14 protein-coding genes are annotated in these 15,263 nt (G+C 62.0%); 6 read left to right on the forward strand and 8 right to left on the reverse strand.

Translation table 11 applies throughout. The annotated features are described in order from the left end of the window. Window positions 1-12 precede the first annotated feature (12 nt). Entirely contained in the window at window positions 13-1,164 is a 1,152-nt protein-coding gene (locus tag PspS35_RS10730; protein WP_159934239.1) for an MFS transporter, read from the reverse strand. A 344-nt stretch (window positions 1,165-1,508) separates the two neighbouring features. Here PspS35_RS10730 and PspS35_RS10735 point away from each other — a divergent pair, with 344 nt between their 5' ends. Continuing rightward, window positions 1,509-2,495 carry a diaminopimelate epimerase gene (locus PspS35_RS10735; protein ID WP_159934241.1) on the forward strand — a complete coding sequence of 329 codons (987 nt, stop codon included), beginning with the start codon at window positions 1,509-1,511 and terminating at the stop codon, window positions 2,493-2,495. An 80-nt stretch (window positions 2,496-2,575) separates the two neighbouring features. Here PspS35_RS10735 and codA read toward each other — a convergent pair whose 3' ends face one another. The 6 genes from codA to PspS35_RS10765 form a co-directional block, all read right to left on the reverse strand. Then, complete coding sequence (gene codA / locus PspS35_RS10740; RefSeq protein WP_159934243.1) at window positions 2,576-3,811, reverse strand: cytosine deaminase; 1,236 nt, start codon at window positions 3,809-3,811, stop codon at window positions 2,576-2,578. Window positions 3,812-3,836: 25 nt separating this feature from the next. Then, window positions 3,837-5,042 (reverse strand): PucR family transcriptional regulator ligand-binding domain-containing protein, encoded by a 1,206-nt coding sequence (locus tag PspS35_RS10745; RefSeq protein ID WP_159934245.1) that lies wholly within the window; start codon window positions 5,040-5,042, stop codon window positions 3,837-3,839. Continuing rightward, the gene (gene codB, locus PspS35_RS10750) at window positions 5,039-6,307 is read right to left on the reverse strand and encodes a cytosine permease (protein ID WP_159934247.1); all 1,269 of its coding nucleotides are present in this window, start codon (window positions 6,305-6,307) and stop codon (window positions 5,039-5,041) included. Before codB ends, PspS35_RS10745 begins: the two co-directional genes overlap by 4 nt. 269 nt (window positions 6,308-6,576) lie before the next feature. Continuing rightward, complete coding sequence (queD, locus tag PspS35_RS10755) at window positions 6,577-6,933, reverse strand: 6-carboxytetrahydropterin synthase QueD (RefSeq protein WP_003173033.1); 357 nt, start codon at window positions 6,931-6,933, stop codon at window positions 6,577-6,579. A gap of 63 nt (window positions 6,934-6,996) precedes the next feature. Further along, a complete protein-coding gene (locus PspS35_RS10760) occupies window positions 6,997-7,209 on the reverse strand; it encodes an AlpA family transcriptional regulator (RefSeq protein WP_159934249.1) in 213 nt (70 codons plus the stop codon). A gap of 272 nt (window positions 7,210-7,481) precedes the next feature. Beyond that, window positions 7,482-8,561, reverse strand: a complete 1,080-nt coding sequence (locus PspS35_RS10765; protein WP_159934251.1) for a patatin-like phospholipase family protein — start codon at window positions 8,559-8,561, stop codon at window positions 7,482-7,484. Window positions 8,562-8,754: 193 nt separating this feature from the next. Here PspS35_RS10765 and PspS35_RS10770 point away from each other — a divergent pair, with 193 nt between their 5' ends. Genes PspS35_RS10770 through PspS35_RS10785 form a run of 4 tightly spaced genes read left to right on the forward strand, consistent with a single transcriptional unit; the run spans window position 8,755 to window position 11,346 of the window. Continuing rightward, on the forward strand, window positions 8,755-9,057 hold the full coding sequence (locus tag PspS35_RS10770; RefSeq protein WP_159934253.1) for a PepSY domain-containing protein: 303 nt from the start codon (window positions 8,755-8,757) through the stop codon (window positions 9,055-9,057). Beyond that, on the forward strand, window positions 9,057-9,368 hold the full coding sequence (locus tag PspS35_RS10775) for a PepSY domain-containing protein (RefSeq protein ID WP_159934255.1): 312 nt from the start codon (window positions 9,057-9,059) through the stop codon (window positions 9,366-9,368). The genes PspS35_RS10770 and PspS35_RS10775 overlap by 1 nt, the downstream gene beginning before the upstream one ends. Further along, the gene (locus tag PspS35_RS10780; protein ID WP_159934257.1) at window positions 9,368-10,036 is read left to right on the forward strand and encodes a response regulator transcription factor; all 669 of its coding nucleotides are present in this window, start codon (window positions 9,368-9,370) and stop codon (window positions 10,034-10,036) included. Before PspS35_RS10775 ends, PspS35_RS10780 begins: the two co-directional genes overlap by 1 nt. Beyond that, window positions 10,033-11,346, forward strand: coding sequence for a sensor histidine kinase (locus tag PspS35_RS10785; RefSeq protein WP_159934259.1), 1,314 nt, complete (start codon window positions 10,033-10,035; stop codon window positions 11,344-11,346). Before PspS35_RS10780 ends, PspS35_RS10785 begins: the two co-directional genes overlap by 4 nt. A gap of 142 nt (window positions 11,347-11,488) precedes the next feature. Here the strand turns inward: PspS35_RS10785 and PspS35_RS10790 are convergent, their stop codons facing one another. Then, a complete protein-coding gene (locus tag PspS35_RS10790) occupies window positions 11,489-13,636 on the reverse strand; it encodes a methyl-accepting chemotaxis protein (protein WP_159934261.1) in 2,148 nt (715 codons plus the stop codon). Between the two features lie 239 nt (window positions 13,637-13,875). On the opposite strand from PspS35_RS10790, the gene PspS35_RS10795 reads away from it, so the two are divergent. Continuing rightward, complete coding sequence (locus tag PspS35_RS10795; RefSeq protein WP_174244867.1) at window positions 13,876-15,195, forward strand: Na+/H+ antiporter NhaC family protein; 1,320 nt, start codon at window positions 13,876-13,878, stop codon at window positions 15,193-15,195. Window positions 15,196-15,263 lie beyond the last annotated feature (68 nt).

Consider the following 15,263-nt stretch of genomic DNA (forward strand, 5'->3'; position numbering starts at 1 on the left):
CGCGCTGCGGTATTACACCTTGAGGATCTTGCCACTGATGGCCACACCTGCCAGCAACAGTGCTATCAGCACAAAGGCGGTGCTCAGGCTACTGCCGTGGGCGATAAAGCCGATGACTGCGGGGCCGGCAAGAATCCCGGCATACCCCAAGGTGGTGATCGCGGGTACGGCAATATGCTCCGGCATGACCTTTTGCTTGCCGACTGCGGTGTAGAGCACTGGCACGATATTCGAACAGCCTGCACCTACCAGTGCATAGCCCAGCAGCGCGGTTTCCCAAGCAGGCAAGAGCGTCGCCAACAACATTCCCACAGTGGCCAATGCGCCGCCGATCACAATCACGCGGGTCGCGCCCAGCCGCCGCACAATGGCATCACCGGTCAGGCGTCCGGCGGTCATGGTCAGGGCGAAGGCTGCGTAACCCAGGCCTGCGTAGGCTTCATCCAGGCCACGTTCGGCACTGAGGAATACGGCGCTCCAGTCAAGTACGGCGCCCTCGGCCAAAAACACGATAAAACACAGGCAACCGATAAACAGCACCACGCCGTGTGGAATCGCAAACGCCGGGCCCGAACTTTCACTGCCGTAGGGCAACAAGTGTGGCCCGGCCTTGAGCAGCGCCACCGCCATGATGACGATCACGACTAAGGTTGCTTGCAGTGGCGACAGCCCCAATCCCAGCAACCCTGAGACGCCCGCCGCGCCGACGATGCCTCCCAGGCTGAACAAACCATGGAACCCCGACATCATGGTTTTGCCACTGGCCCTTTCCACGATCACTGCCTGTAGGTTCACCGTGGAATCGACGGTGCCCAGGCCCGCGCCAAACAGGAACAGGCCGGCCATCAGCAGTGGAATCGAACTGACCGTGGCCAACATCGGCAGGGCCAGGCAGATCATGATCGTGCCAGCCGTGAGCACGCGCCGGCACCCAAAGCGCGACGCCAGCGCTCCCGCTGCAGGCATCGCGATAATCGAACCCACGCCCAGGCACAGCAACAGCAGCCCCAAGGTGCCTTCATTCAATTGTGCGCGTGCCTTGGCGTACGGCACCAAAGGCGCCCAGGCCGCGATGCCGAACCCAGCGATGAAAAAGGCAATACGGGTCGACATTTGCTCCAGCCGCCCGGGAACCACGGGCGCTGAGGTGGGGATGGCAGTCATGAAAAATCCTTGGTTTTGCGTTCTACGAACGATGTCCGGCGCGACATCCTTGCACATCAGGCCGTGTGGAGCGAGCCGGGTTCCGTGACGGGGGCTCAGGCCGTGAATTTCTTTGTACACCTTGGGAACGCAATGGCCGTCGCTGACCACACACTGGGGGCACAAGTGCGCAAGAAGCGTTTGGAAGGTGCGTATTCCCTGTGGGAACTGGTGAACCCCGGGACTCTCGTAGTGGATTACCACCTTCCAGGCTGCTTCCCCCGGACATTGTGTAATACGCTGTTGGCCCAGTGTATTGGCCATTGAACGGACTGACCGATGAAGATTTTCAGGCAGGTGGCACCATGACCCGCTTCTACGATGCGCGGGGAAATATTTATGGCGTGGCCACCCCAGCCTTTTTACGCACCCAGGGCATCAACGTGCCCGAAAGCGCCGCCCAGGCCGCGCAGGCACACGCAGATTGGGTCGCTTCGGCTATAACGTCCGAATGTGACTGGGGTTCGATACCGCGCCCGGATGCTGCCAAGGCTCACCGATGTGATGGCTTGCTGGTCGGCCCGTTCCAGGCCGAGCCACCGTTTGACCTGTTGATCGTCAACACCGACGGCTCCCTGGCCGAGCGCAGTGGTAACGGGTTGACGATCTTCGCCCAGGCGCTTACCGATCAAGGGTTGATGACCCAGGCATGTGAATTTCGGGTGCACCATCTTGCGTCCGCCACGGCGTCACCGGTGGCGACCTGGATCGAGCCCGCTGTTTATGAGCATGTCGCGGGATTTTGGTTGGCACTGGGGTTGCCCGAGTTCGGGCCAAGGGCCGTGGGCGCAGAGGGCGTCGGCCATGCGTTCCGGGAGGGCATTGAACTGAGCCATGTGCGCGCGTTGGCGGCAATCGACCCGCAGTGGACGCACTGCCAGTTTGTGCGCGTGGGCAATCCTCATTGTGTGACCTTGGTCGAGTACGCGTCGGCCTTGCCAGACAACTCGCAGATGTTGCAACCCGCTCTGTTCGAAGCATTGCAGGCGGTCGCCTTTGCGCCACCGGCGGGAAGCGGCCAGCCCTGTGTGGCCGGGGTGAACTTGCAATGGGCCGCCAGGCAAGCCGGCAATAGCGTGGTTGCGCGGGTGTTCGAGCGGGGAGAAGGCCCCACGGCGTCCTCCGGCACCAGCGCCAGTGCCGTAGCTTGCGCAGCGTGGCGAGCGGGCTGGGTAGACGCAGGCGAAGTCGCGGTGGTGATGCCGGGGGGGACTGCGCCAGTGCGTTTGCATACAGAGGCCGACAGGTTGCTGAGCGTCAGTCTGTTCGGGGTCGCACGGCCTCAGCAATGAGGCGTCTTGAACGCACCCGCCACGTACGTTGTGGCGGGGCGCCCCCGGGGGATTTCGACGCCATTATCTGATCAGGGCGTTCACACAAACTCCACTTGCACCGGCTGACGTTTCATCAACACGTTGCCGTTGCGGATCGAGTACAACGGCAGGCCCTGGCTGCGAATCACCTCGTAGTCGCTGTCCGCCGAGAGGATCAGCATGTTGGCGGGGCGTCCGGGCTCCAGGCCGTAGCGATCACCCAAGGCCAGGGCCTTGGCGCTGTTGTCGGTCACCAGGTCGAGAGCGGTTTGCAGGTTGCGGTAGCCGAGCATATGGCAGATGTGTAAACCGGCTTCCAGCACCCGCAGGATGTTGCCGTTGCCCAGTGGGTACCAGGGGTCGACGATGGAGTCCTGGCCAAAGCACACGTTCATGCCGGCTTCGAGCAATTCGTTGACCCGAGTCACGCCACGGCGCTTCGGGAAACTGTCGAAGCGGCCTTGCAGGTGGATGCTTTCGGTTGGGCACGAGACGAAATTGATACCGGAGTGCCCAAGCAGCCGGAACAGCTTGGCGCAGTAGGCGTTGTCGTAAGAACCCATGGCCGTGGTGTGGCTGGCGGTGACGCGGGCACCCATGTCGCGGCTGCGGGCTTCTTCAGCCAGCACTTCGAGGAAGCGCGAATGGGGGTCATCGGTCTCATCGCAATGCACATCCACCAGGCAACCGGTGCGCTCGGCCAGGTCCATCAGGAACTTCACCGAACTCACGCCTTGGTCGCGGGTGTATTCGAAGTGGGGGATGCCGCCGATCACGTCGGCGCCCAGGCGGATGGCTTCTTCCATCAGTTCGCGGCCGTTGCGATAAGACTCGATGCCTTCCTGAGGAAAGGCGACGATTTGCAGGTCGATCAGGTGCGTGCTTTCCTCGCGGACTTGCAGCATGGCCTTGAGCGCGGTGAGGCCTGGATCGGTGACGTCAACGTGTGTGCGTACATGTTGGATGCCGTGCGCGGCGAGGGCCTGGATGGTTTTTTTGGCGCGGGTCTTGGTGTCTTCCAAGGTGATGGTGGCTTTGCGTTCGCCCCAGCATTCGATGCCTTCAAACAACGTGCCGCTCATGTTCCAGCGCGGTTCGCCAGCGGTAAGGGTGGCGTCGAGGTGGATGTGCGGTTCGACGAAGGGCGGGATGACCAGGTTGCCGGCGGCGTCCAGGTCGTCGGCGTTCAATACAGGCGCTGTCGCCTGTGGGGTGATGCTGGCGATCCGGCCGTTTTCCAGGTGCAGATCATGCAGGCCTTCACGGTTACGCAGGCGGGCGTTGATGATGTGCATGGGCAAGTTCCTCTTGGCTAAAAAGTCAGGCAGACAGCCGCCAGATCATCAGGGCAATGCCGATGTCCAGGCGGTCATATGAATTATCCAGCGTCAGCCCGCACAGGGCTTCGATGCGCTGGACGCGGTGGGTCATGGTATTGCGGTGCAGGGCCAGGCGCTGGGCGGCGGCCATCAGGTTACCATTCTCGTGGAACCAGGCTTCCAGGGTTGGCATCAAGCTGGGGCCATGATGCGCGTCGTGGCGCAGCAACGGCCCCAGTCGCTCATTCAGAAATTGGTCGAGCAGCGCACGATCACGCACGCCGCTGAGCAACTTGAGCACGCCCAGTTCGTCATACACGCACAGCCCGGCGCGCTCGCTGAACCGTCGCGCGGCGGCCAACGCCTGGCGTGCTTCATCCTGCGCCTGGGCCAGCCGCGCAGGAGGGTGCGCGGCAGCGCTAAGGCCGACAAACAACTTGAGCGGCGCCAGGCGCAGGTTCAGTGGGTTCAGCCAGTTCGCCAATTGCTGGCGGTTGGCCAAGGCGGCGCCAGCATCCGAGGCTGGCAGCAGCAGAGTCCATTGCCCGGCTCGGCCCAGCACCGGTAATGCTGCCGACAGCTGGCGCAAGCGACGACCGATGCTGTCGTGTTGCCGGGCCAGTTGCGCCTCTACCTGCGGTGTATCGCCTTGAGCGAACAACGATTCGCTGCCCTCCAGTTGCAACTGCACAACCTGCCAATGCCCGGCCAGCGGCATATCCAATTGCGCGGCGCGGTGCAACAGCACCTCCAGGGATTGGTAGTCACCGGTCAACAAACGTTCCAGCACATCATGGCGCGAACGGCCCAATTGCTCGGACTGGATCAGCGCGGAGCCAATCGCCTGGGTCACCAGCACCATTTTCAGCGAGTAGGGCTGCTCGATCAGCGGCATGCCCGCGGCTTCGGCGGCGTCCAGTAACCGCTGGGGAATCAGCTGGATATACGCCGGCCCGGTGAGAATTACCAGGCCGGCCACTTGGCGCTGACAGGCTTCTTCCAGCAGTTGCAGCAGATTGGCGTCATCGCGCGGGTGGTTGATGCCGGTGACGAACACCAGTTCGCCCCCCAGCACCCACTCGGCGATCCCACTGTTCTCTGCCACGTAGGGCCATCGCACGCGGTTATCCAGACCGTCCTGGCCAGCGCGCAGGCGCATCGATTCCAGACCAGGCAAGGCCAGCACATCGGCGACGGTCAGGCTCATGCCTGGGCGTCAGCCAGTGGAGCGCGCACGCGCAATGCGGCGCTCAGCGCGATGTAGGTCAGCGACGCGGCAGCGATCCCCACCAACGGCGCGACCCACGGCGAGTTGAATGCCAGCACGGTGCCCACGGCATACGCCGCCAGCCCAGGCCAGTTGAACGCCGGCAGGCGCGCGTCGGCCAGGCGTGGGTACTCGCCGCGGTAGCGGTAGAAGAAGTCCGCCATGATGACGCCACCAATCGGCGGAATCACCGTACCCAGCAGGATCAGGTAGGGCACCAGCAGGTCGTACATGCCGAGCAAGGCCAGCAACGTTCCGATCACGGCGCCGGCCAGGGTGACGGTCTTGCGGCGCTTGGTGCGCAACAGATTGCAACCGGCCACGGCGAAGTTGTAGATGGTGTTGTCCTGGGTGCTCCAGATATTGAGCAGCAACATGGCCATTGCGGCCATGGCAAAGCCTTGCAGCAGCAACACTTCGACCACGTCCGGTTGCTGATAGACGATGGCGCCATAGGCCCCGACCAACACCATCAGGCCATTGCCGATAAAGAAGCCGATCAGGCTGGCCAATACCGCCACCCTGGCCGAGCGGGAAAACCGCGTCCAGTTGGTGGCCTGGGTTGCGCCGCTGACAAAAGTACCGAACACCAAGGTGATTGCCGTCGATAAGTCCAGTTCAGCGGTCGGCACCACCGCCAGCAGCCCGTCCCAACCGCCAACTTTCATCGTGGCGACCCACATCGACACAAACAGCAACAGGCCCATAGCCGGCACCGCGATGTAGGAAAGAATTTCCAGGCCGCGATAACCCACGTAGGCCGTAGCGCAAAACATTAGGCCAAACACCACCATCAGCGCCAATACGCTGCCTTGGCTTAACTCGAAATATTTGCCCAGTACCACCGCGGCGGTGGCGGTGCCCCAGGCGTACCAGCCGATCTGGGTAAAGCCGAGGATCAAGTCGCTGAGTTTGCTGCCCACTTCGCCGAAGCAGAAACGCCCCATCAAGACTGAGTTCAAGCCGCTCTTGAACGCGATATAGCCCAGGCCTGCGGCGTAAATACCCAACAGCAGGTTACCCAATGCCACCACGCCGAGCATGTCGGTGAAACTGAACGCCACCCCCAGTTTGCCGCCGGCGAACATGGTCGCGGTAAAAAATGTAAAGCCCAGCAGCACCATGGCGGTAGACGCCAGGCCCTTGCGCGCATGCATGGGGACTTCGCTTAACGGGTAGTCATTGCCTGGTTCTTGCTGCGTCATGTGCCTTACTCCCTGAATGAGTGACGCTGGCCTATTGCACCGCGCGTGCCAGGTCCGCAGCAGTGACGCGCGCACGGTGGGCGCTGTGCACCGTGCACAACATTTATAGCCAAACAGGGAGGAAATGCAGGAGGGAGTGTTCGTGATGCCCAGTGGGGCACGAAAGCAGTGCAGGGGTGATACAAAATGGATCAGAAAATAATCTGTGGCGAGGGAGCAAGCTCACTCGCCACAAGTCAACCGCAAGGGTGTTTTTTTACAGCGCAGGCTTACTCGCCGCGATAGATACAGCCGCTGGTGCAGGTCTCATGGATGCGAATCGCGCTGAGCTCTGGCAACAGTGGTTTGAGTTCATTCCAGATCCACTTGGCCAGCACTTCGCTGGTGGGGTTTTCCAGGCCAGGGATGTCATTTAGGTAGTTGTGGTCGAGGCGTTCATAGAGCGGCTTGAAAATCGCCTTGATCTCCGAGAAGTCGCGAATCCAGCCGGTATGGGGATCCAGGTCGCCGCTCAGGTGGATCGCCACCTTGAACGAATGCCCATGCAGGCGCCCGCATTTGTGGCCATCCGGCACGTGTGGCAGGCGGTGGGCGGACTCGAACGTAAACTCTTTGAAGATTTCCACGGTGTGACCTGTAGGGCTTGTGTTGCGTGGCTTTGGGGATATTGTCAGTAGTTGGTGTACTGATCAATGTACTGATTGGTCGTTGCTGGGCGTTGTTGCGGTCATCCATTCAGCGATAGCCGACTGGCGCCAGGCGACCGAATTGGGGCCTATTCTAACCTGTTTTGGGAATGTGCCCTCCCTGATCCGTCGATAAACAGTATGGCGGCCCAGGCCAGTGGTACGCAGCACCTCGTCGCGGCGCAGGAAACGATCAATATTTTCTGCGATAGCCATAGGGATACCTCGCCACGCCGTTGTCGGGTGGATTATTCATATGTCGTGTTCTTGCCGCTCCGCTACCTGCTTCAGGTTTTAAACAGATAGCCCGCGCCCGGCGGGCTGGGCTTGAGGTAGGGGCAATCTTTCTTTGAGATTCGGCCATCTCTCAAAACTGTTCCTGGTGTACTGGGTTCTGCGAAGGGATTTTCACAGTATTTTCAGCTCGGTCAGGTATCTGGCAGGCGACGCGTTTAACCGCTTGATCACGCGCCGCGCATACCGCTGGGTCAAAGCGCCTGCAAGCGCTCGCCCAGGCCTGCGTTATCCGCCAGTTGCAGAAATTCATCCCCCAGCCGCTGGCTTTCGCTCATTGCGGTCTGCCAGTACTTATTGCGGCTTTTGTCGTCGCCCAAAAAGCGTTTGAAGTCGCTGCGGTCTGGCAGTTTGCCGTGGGGCAGGCGGGCCAGGTAGTCCTTGGACGGTGCCAGTAGCAACACATCCTGCAACCCCTGTTGATTGCTGCGCCGCCAGGGCAGGCCCTTGTCGAACCAGCCGGGGATGACCCGGTCGGTGAAGTGCGGGTACAGCACGATGTCATTGCCGTGGTAGGGCAGGTCGAGGTGGTAGTCCAGCAGGCCGCCGTCGCGGTAGGTGCCTGCGCCTGCGCCAGGCAGGTCGCGCACGCCTTGCATCACCATGGGGATCGAACCTGAGGCGAGAAGCGCCTGACGCAGGTTGCCGATGTTCAACGCGAGAAAACGCGACGGGAAATCCTCCAGCGGATGCACCGGTGGCAGCTGGCGTGGGTCGTGGATGATCAGCCGTTCAAAGTGGCGCGACAACCGCGCGCGGCCACGCAGGTTATCGGCGATCACCGACGACAGGCCCAGGCCCAGGCGCCCACGGTGGTCATCGGCGAGCAGGCCGTGGCTTTTGACCACCATGATGTTCAGGCGGTAGCCGGGGTTGTCCAGCACCCTGGCATCGCGACCGGCAAGCAGGTCGTCGAGCATGCGCTGGCAACTCTGGCTGACGTCGGCCATCGTCACACCTTTGGCAAAGCTTTGTTCGTTGTACAGGCGGCCGAGGTCCAGCAGGCCTTGCACCGGGTCGGGCAGGCACGCGCTGGCAAAGCGCCAGGAGCCGATGGAGGCGCCGATCAGTGCCCGTTCCCGTGGCGCCCGGGACAGCCAGTCGCCGAACAGTGCCAGGTCCAGGCCCTGGATGCCCAGCGCCTTGGGGCCACCGGCGGCGCCGGGGAGGATGCCGACGTCGGCAGGCTTGAGGCCCTGTTCGCGAATGCGCGTAAAGGCACGTTTGCCGGCCTTGAGCGTCAGCGCGGGAAACTTGATGTGGATGGCTGTCATACCGGTCTCTATTGAAACGAGGTGTAGGAGCAAGTTGCTCGCGAAAAACGTCAACGATAACGCGTGAATCCGGAATAAACACCGTAGTCCATTGCATCGGCATGAAATTGCCATGGTGGCAATTCAGTTTCAGTTAAGTTGCAGCGGGTACCGTGGCCAGCGTAGGAATAACATCGTGTAACGGAGACTTATCATGAAACGCCTCACAGCTCTGGTCGCCGCCGCTATCATCACCTCCCTGGCGACCCAGGCCGGAGCCGTGGACCCTGACAAACCACTGACCGTGCCCGCCACTGTTACAATTGTCGCGTTCGATCAGTTGGAAGCCACTGCCCTGGCCTTGCACCCAGGTGCGACGCTGGTGGACACCGATCTGGATGAGGAATACGGCAAGTACGTTTATGAGGTCGAGCTGGAAGATCGCGACGGCATTGAGTGGGACGTTGAATTGGACGCGCTCACCGGGCAGGTTCTCAAGAATCATCAGGATACGTAATGAAGGTAAATTTACGCACCGGCAGTCGAGTTGCTTTGTTGCTGGTGGTCTTCTGCTCGGGTTTGCAGGCCCGCGACCTCAACCAGGACGAAGCCTTGGCACTGCGTCAGCAAGGCGTGATTCTGCCGCTGGAGCAGCTGTTGCAGCAGGCTATGGCACGGTATCCGGGCTCTCGCATGCTGGAAGCCGAACTGGAAAAGAAACACGGCCAATATGCATATGAAGTGGAGTTGGTGACCACCGACGGCGTGGTGCGTGAAATTAAGCTGGACGCGACCAACGGTGTGCTGATCAAAGACGAGGAAGACTGATGCGCCTGCTTCTGGTGGAAGACAATGTACCCCTGGCCGATGAACTACTGGCGGGCCTGCAACGCCAGGGCTACGCCGTCGATTGGCTGGCAGACGGCCGCGACGCCGCGTACCAGGGCCGCAGCGAGCCCTATGACCTGATCATCCTCGACCTTGGCCTGCCTGGCCTGCCTGGCCTTGAAGTCCTTGCGCAATGGCGCGCCGCCGCATTGGCTACCCCGGTGCTGGTCCTCACCGCCCGCGATTCCTGGGCCGAGCGTATCGAAGGGCTCAAGGCCGGTGCCGACGACTACCTGAGCAAACCCTTTCACCCTGAAGAGTTGCACCTGCGCATCCAGGCGCTGTTGCGCCGCTCCCACGGCCAGGCCAACCAGCCCACGTTGCAAGCCGCTGGCCTGCACTTGGATGAAGGCCGCCAGTGCGTATTGCGTGATGGCGCCGAGATCCAGTTGACCGCCGCCGAATTTCGCCTGTTGCGCTATTTCATGCTGCACCCCGAGCAGATCCTGTCGAAGAGCCACCTGGCTGAGCATTTGTATGACGGCGAGACTGAGCGCGATTCCAATGTGCTGGAAGTCCATGTCAACCACCTGCGCCGCAAGTTGGGGCGCAGCGTGATCGAAACACGACGCGGCCAGGGCTACCGGTTTGGCGCCGGCCCTGCATGAAGTCGATTCAGCGCCGCCTTAGCCTGGGCCTGATCAGCGTGATGGTGATCGTCGGCGTGGTGCTGGCACAAACCAGCCTGTGGCTGTTCGAAGCGGGCTTGCAGCGCTACCTGGAAGCCGGGCTGCGCAACGACGCCGAAAACCTGTTGGTGGCGCTGGTGCGCGGGCCCAACGGCGTACAGCTGGATGAACAGCGCTTGTCGCCGGCCTATCAGCGGCCGTTTTCCGGGCACTATTTCCGTATCGATTTTTCCGACAAGCATTGGCGTTCCCGTTCGCTGTGGGACCAGGAATTGCCCCAACTGCCAGAAGCCGGGCTCAAGGGCAACCTGCAACTGGGCCCGGAAGGCCAGCAACTGCTGGTGCTGCGCTCGGACTACAAGCGCTTCGGCCAATCGATTTCCATCAGCGTGGCCCAGGACTACACGCCGGTGCGGGAAAGCTTCCGGCTGATGCGTCAGATTGGCCTGGTACTGGGGTTGGCAGCGTTGCTGCTGGTGTTGATCCTGCAACGGGTCACTGTGCGCCGAGCCTTGCGCCCGCTGGAAACGGCGCGCAATCAGATCGCCCAGTTGCAGCAGGGCCAGCGCTCGCAACTCGACACCCAAGTGCCGCTGGAACTGGAGCCGCTGGTGGCGCAGATCAACCACCTGCTGGCCCACACCGAAGACAGCCTCAAACGCTCGCGCAATGCCCTGGGCAACCTCGGCCATGCGCTGAAAACCCCGCTGGCGGTGCTGTTGAGCGCAGCGTCGAGCGAGGCGCTCAAGGGGCACCCCGAACTGAGCAAACTGCTGCGCGACCAACTGGAGCAGGTACAACAACGCCTCAACCGGGAGCTCAACCGCGCACGCCTGGCCGGCGAAACCCTGCCGGGCGCCTTGTTCGACTGTGAAAAAGAACTGCCCGGTTTGCTAGCCACGCTGAACATGATCCACGGTGATCACCTGGACCTCAGCTACCACGTCGCGCCAGGCCTGCAACTGCCGTGGGACCGTGAAGACCTGCTGGAACTGCTCGGCAACCTGTTGGACAACGCCTGCAAATGGGCGGATGCCGAAGTGCGCCTGACGGTCGCTGCAACTGAGCACCGTTACCTGCTGGCGGTGGAAGACGATGGCCCGGGTATTCCCGAGGCCCAGCGCGACCAGGTGTTCAGCCGGGGCGCACGCCTGGATGAACAGATTCACGGCCATGGCCTGGGGCTGGGTATCGTGCGCGATATCGTCGAGGTGTGGGGCGGGGTGTTGCAGTTGCAGGAGAGTGAGTTGGGTGGGCTCAAGGTGCTGATCGAGTTACCGCACCGCTAGATCTGGCTACCCGTAGCGGACGTATTGACACCCCGCGACCCGCGGGGACGCCAACGCAGCCTCGTTTGCGCTCGGCAACTGCTACGACCCTAACTTGCAGTTGCCCGGTGAGCGTCAAGACGGTATCTACGGCTGATTCAGATCAGACGCGGAACTGATCCATCAACCCCTGCTGTTGATTCGCCAGACTGTTCAACGCCTGGCTTACCCGCGCCGATTCATTGGCCTGTTCCGACAGCGACTCGGTCACATCGCGAATGGTCGCCACGTTGCTGTTGATCTCCTCGGCCACTGCGCTTTGCTCCTCGGCGGCGCTGGCGATCTGCAGGTTCATGTCGCTGATCACCGTGACCGCATCGCCAATCTGGCGCAGGGCGGTAACGGCCTGGCCGACCTGTTCGACGCTGCCCTGGGCCTGGCGATAGCTATTGCCCATGGAGCCGACCACGTCCTCGGTGCCGCTTTGTAGTTTCTCGATCACCAGGCGGGTTTCTTCCACCGACTCCTGGGTGCGCCGCGCAAGGTTGCGCACTTCATCGGCCACCACCGCAAAACCACGGCCGGCCTCACCGGCGCGGGCAGCTTCGATGGCGGCGTTGAGTGCCAGCAGGTTGGTCTGCTCGGCGATGCCACGAATCACTTCCAGCACCGAACCGATTTTCTCGCTATTGGCGGCCAGGCCTTCGACCTGGGCCATCGCGGTGCTCATATCTGCCGCCAGGTGGCCGATGTTGGTGGTGGTCTGGTCGATCACGGTCAGGCCCTCGCGGGTGGCCTGGTCGGCATCCCGTGCGGCTTGTGCGGCCTGGGCCGCGCTGCGGGCCACGTCTTGGGCGGTGGCGCTCATTTCATGGGAGGCAGTCGCCACCTGGTCGACCTGGCGGTATTGCTGCTCCATGCCGGCGCTGGTCTGGGTGGCAATCGCGGCGGATTGGTCGGCGGTGCCACGGGCGTCCTGCACCGAGCGTTTTACCTCGGCAATGATCGGTTGCAGCTTGTCGAGGAAGCGGTTGAACCAACCGGCCAGTTGCCCCAGTTCGTCGTGTTTGTCGTAGGCCAGGCGCCGGGTCAGGTCGCCTTCGCCGCTGGCGATGTCTTCGAGCATGTGCGCCACGCCGAGGATCGGTCGCGTCACACTGCGGGCCATCAGCCACACCAGGGCCAGGCCGATGACCGCCGCGAGCAGGCCCAGGCCGAGTTCCAGTAGGGTGCCGCGGGCATTGTCAGCATCCAGCTGCGCCTTTAGGGCTTCGGCGGGGCCGACCAAGACCTGTTCCGGCACATCCAGCAGTACGCCCCACCGCTTGCCGTCGGGAATCGGCGCGAACGGTGCCAGCACCTTCAACTGATGGTCGGTGCGCAGGCTGTGGGTCTGTGGGCCACTGGCCAGCGCGCTGAGCACTTGCGCGCCGCTGACGGTGTCGACCCGATCCAGGCGTTTGCTCAACTGAGTGGCATCCGCGCTGTAGCCGGCCAGCAAACCGGTGGGGCTGAGGATGCTGACCTGGGTCTGGCCGTCGTACAGTTTTTGGCTGGCCTGTTGGCTCACGGCCTGCAGGCTGTTGAGGTTGATGTCCACCGACAGCGACGCGATGACTTTGCCGTTGACCGTGAGCGGGAACACGATGCTGGTCATCAGCACGTTCTGGCCGTTGATCATATAGAAGTAGGGTTCGATCACGCAGGGCTTGAGCGTTGTGCGCGGGCAGGTGAACCAGGCATTGGCGGGCTCACCGCTGGCGCCGATGCGGGTGTCGGCCATGTCGCTTTCCGGCAGCGCCATCGAAGTGAGCGTGCCCGGCGTGGGTTGCGACCAGTACAAGGCAAAGCGGCCTTTGTCGTTGCTGCCCAGCTCCGCCTGATCGGTAAACAACTCGTCCTTGCCATCCAGTGCGTTGGCTTCGAACACCAGGGATATACCCAGCAGGTCAGGGTTGGCCTGCAACGCGGCCTTGACCTGGCGGGTCAGGTCTTCGCGGGTGTCGAAGGCGTCCAGGAAGCGCTTTTCCGCCTGTTCACGCAGGAACAGTACCTGGCGGGAAAACCCGTGGCCGTATTGGTAGGCGTCCATGAACTGCCGACGAATACCCAGTGCTTGCGCTTCGCCTTGGGCCTCGATGCGCGCTTGGGCGGAGGTGTTGAGCATCTGCATGCTGGACGCCTGGACCTGCTCCGAACTCTGCGCCATGCGATACAGCGACAACCCCACCAACAGGGTCACGATCCCCAGCAGGCACAGGCCGGCGAGCAGGGTGATTTTCCATTGAATGGAGAGCTGCCTGAGCGACATCGGGACATCCTTAACCTGAAAACATATAGACCCAGGTTATCGGCTGCTTTGAGGGCTTCTTTATTCAAACAATCAATTGAAATCCAGAATCGGCGTCGTTTTTTGACATGCGGCTCCAGCTGCTGCAAAGTGCGCGCCCTCTAATAAGACCTCCTTGAAGCCTGCACGCGGGTTGCCACTTGATGGCCACCTGGGCGCGGGCATGCCTGTTTTTTAAGTTTCTGCTTGAGGTAACCATGATTAACGCAGTCATCGCCGCGGTCGGCACCATGCTGGTGCTCAGCTTGTCCCGCGTGCATGTGGTCATCGCCATCATCGTCGGCGCCCTGGTGGGCGGTTTGACCGGTGGCCTGGGCATCGAGGCCACGCTCAAAGCCTTCAATGGCGGCTTGGGCGGTGGTGCGACCGTGGCGTTGTCCTACGCCTTGCTCGGCGCTTTCGCGGTGGCGATCGCCAAGTCTGGCCTGGCCCACGCCCTGGCGGACAAGGCCCTGTTGCTGGTGGACCGCCAGGACGCCAGCGGCGGCAGCCACGTCAAGTGGCTGTTGATCGGCCTGCTGTGGATGGTGGCGATCGCGTCGCAGAACATCTTGCCGATTCACATTGCGTTCATCCCGCTGTTGGTGCCGCCGCTGCTCTATGTGCTGACCAAGCTGCAACTGGACCGCCGCCTGATTGCGTGCGTGATGACCTTCGGCCTGATTACGCCGTACATGTTCCTGCCGGTGGGCTTCGGCAATATCTTCCTCAACCAGATCCTGTTGGCCAACGTCGCCAGCAGCGGTGTGGACATCAGCCAGGTCAACGTGACCCACGCCATGAGCTTGCCGGCCCTGGGCATGGTGGTCGGCCTGCTGGTGGCGGTGTTCATCAGCTACCGCAAAAAACGCGTGTATGACCTGGAGAAAATTGAACGCGTCGAGCAAGTGGCGGTGCAGTACAACCCGCTGACCCTGCTGGTGGCCGGCGTGGCGATTGCCTCGGCGTTCATCATTCAACTGTGGTTGGACTCGATGATCATCGGCGCCCTGGCCGGCTTTCTGATCTTCTCGGTGTCGGGCATCGTGCGCTGGCGCGACACCGACGACCTGTTCACCGAAGGCATGAAGATGATGGCCATGATCGGCTTCATCATGATCGCCGCCTCAGGTTTTGCCGAAGTGCTCAAGGCCACGGGCGACGTGCGCTCGCTGGTGGAAACCTCGGCGGCGTTCATCGGCCACAGCCGTGGGGTCGGTGCGTTGTTGATGTTGCTGGTGGGGCTGTTGGTGACTATGGGCATCGGCTCGTCGTTTTCCACAGTGCCGATCCTGGCAGCGATTTTTGTGCCGCTGTGTGTGCAGTTGGGCTTCAGCCCGATGGCCATCGTGTGCATCGTCGGCACGGCGGGCGCGCTGGGCGACGCAGGTTCGCCGGCGTCGGACTCCACTCTCGGCCCGACCTCCGGCCTGAACATCGACGGCCAGCATCACCATATCTGGGACACCGTGGTGCCGACTTTCCTGCACTACAACCTGCCATTGCTGGCGTTTGGCTGGCTGGCCGCGATGACCCTCTGATCCCAACTGATGGGGTTTTTGTAGTGAGCGTGGGGCCTACAGAACCCATGCAAGTGGCCGATAACCTC

This window comes from Pseudomonas sp. S35 (assembly GCF_009866765.1).
Classification (GTDB): Bacteria; Pseudomonadota; Gammaproteobacteria; order Pseudomonadales; family Pseudomonadaceae; genus Aquipseudomonas.

Bases quoted from the DNA above. Each gene is read 5' to 3' on its own strand.
- PspS35_RS10730 (WP_159934239.1), bottom strand. From the start codon at position 1,164: ATGACTGCCATCCCCACCTCAGCGCCCGTGGTTCCCGGGCGGCTGGAG.
- PspS35_RS10735 (WP_159934241.1), top strand. From the start codon at position 1,509: ATGACCCGCTTCTACGATGCGCGGGGAAATATTTATGGCGTGGCCACC.
- codA (WP_159934243.1), bottom strand. From the start codon at position 3,811: ATGCACATCATCAACGCCCGCCTGCGTAACCGTGAAGGCCTGCATGAT.
- PspS35_RS10745 (WP_159934245.1), bottom strand. From the start codon at position 5,042: ATGAGCCTGACCGTCGCCGATGTGCTGGCCTTGCCTGGTCTGGAATCG.
- codB (WP_159934247.1), bottom strand. From the start codon at position 6,307: ATGACGCAGCAAGAACCAGGCAATGACTACCCGTTAAGCGAAGTCCCC.
- PspS35_RS10760 (WP_159934249.1), bottom strand. From the start codon at position 7,209: ATGGCTATCGCAGAAAATATTGATCGTTTCCTGCGCCGCGACGAGGTG.
- PspS35_RS10765 (WP_159934251.1), bottom strand. From the start codon at position 8,561: ATGACAGCCATCCACATCAAGTTTCCCGCGCTGACGCTCAAGGCCGGC.
- PspS35_RS10770 (WP_159934253.1), top strand. From the start codon at position 8,755: ATGAAACGCCTCACAGCTCTGGTCGCCGCCGCTATCATCACCTCCCTG.
- PspS35_RS10775 (WP_159934255.1), top strand. From the start codon at position 9,057: ATGAAGGTAAATTTACGCACCGGCAGTCGAGTTGCTTTGTTGCTGGTG.
- PspS35_RS10780 (WP_159934257.1), top strand. From the start codon at position 9,368: ATGCGCCTGCTTCTGGTGGAAGACAATGTACCCCTGGCCGATGAACTA.
- PspS35_RS10785 (WP_159934259.1), top strand. From the start codon at position 10,033: ATGAAGTCGATTCAGCGCCGCCTTAGCCTGGGCCTGATCAGCGTGATG.
- PspS35_RS10790 (WP_159934261.1), bottom strand. From the start codon at position 13,636: ATGTCGCTCAGGCAGCTCTCCATTCAATGGAAAATCACCCTGCTCGCC.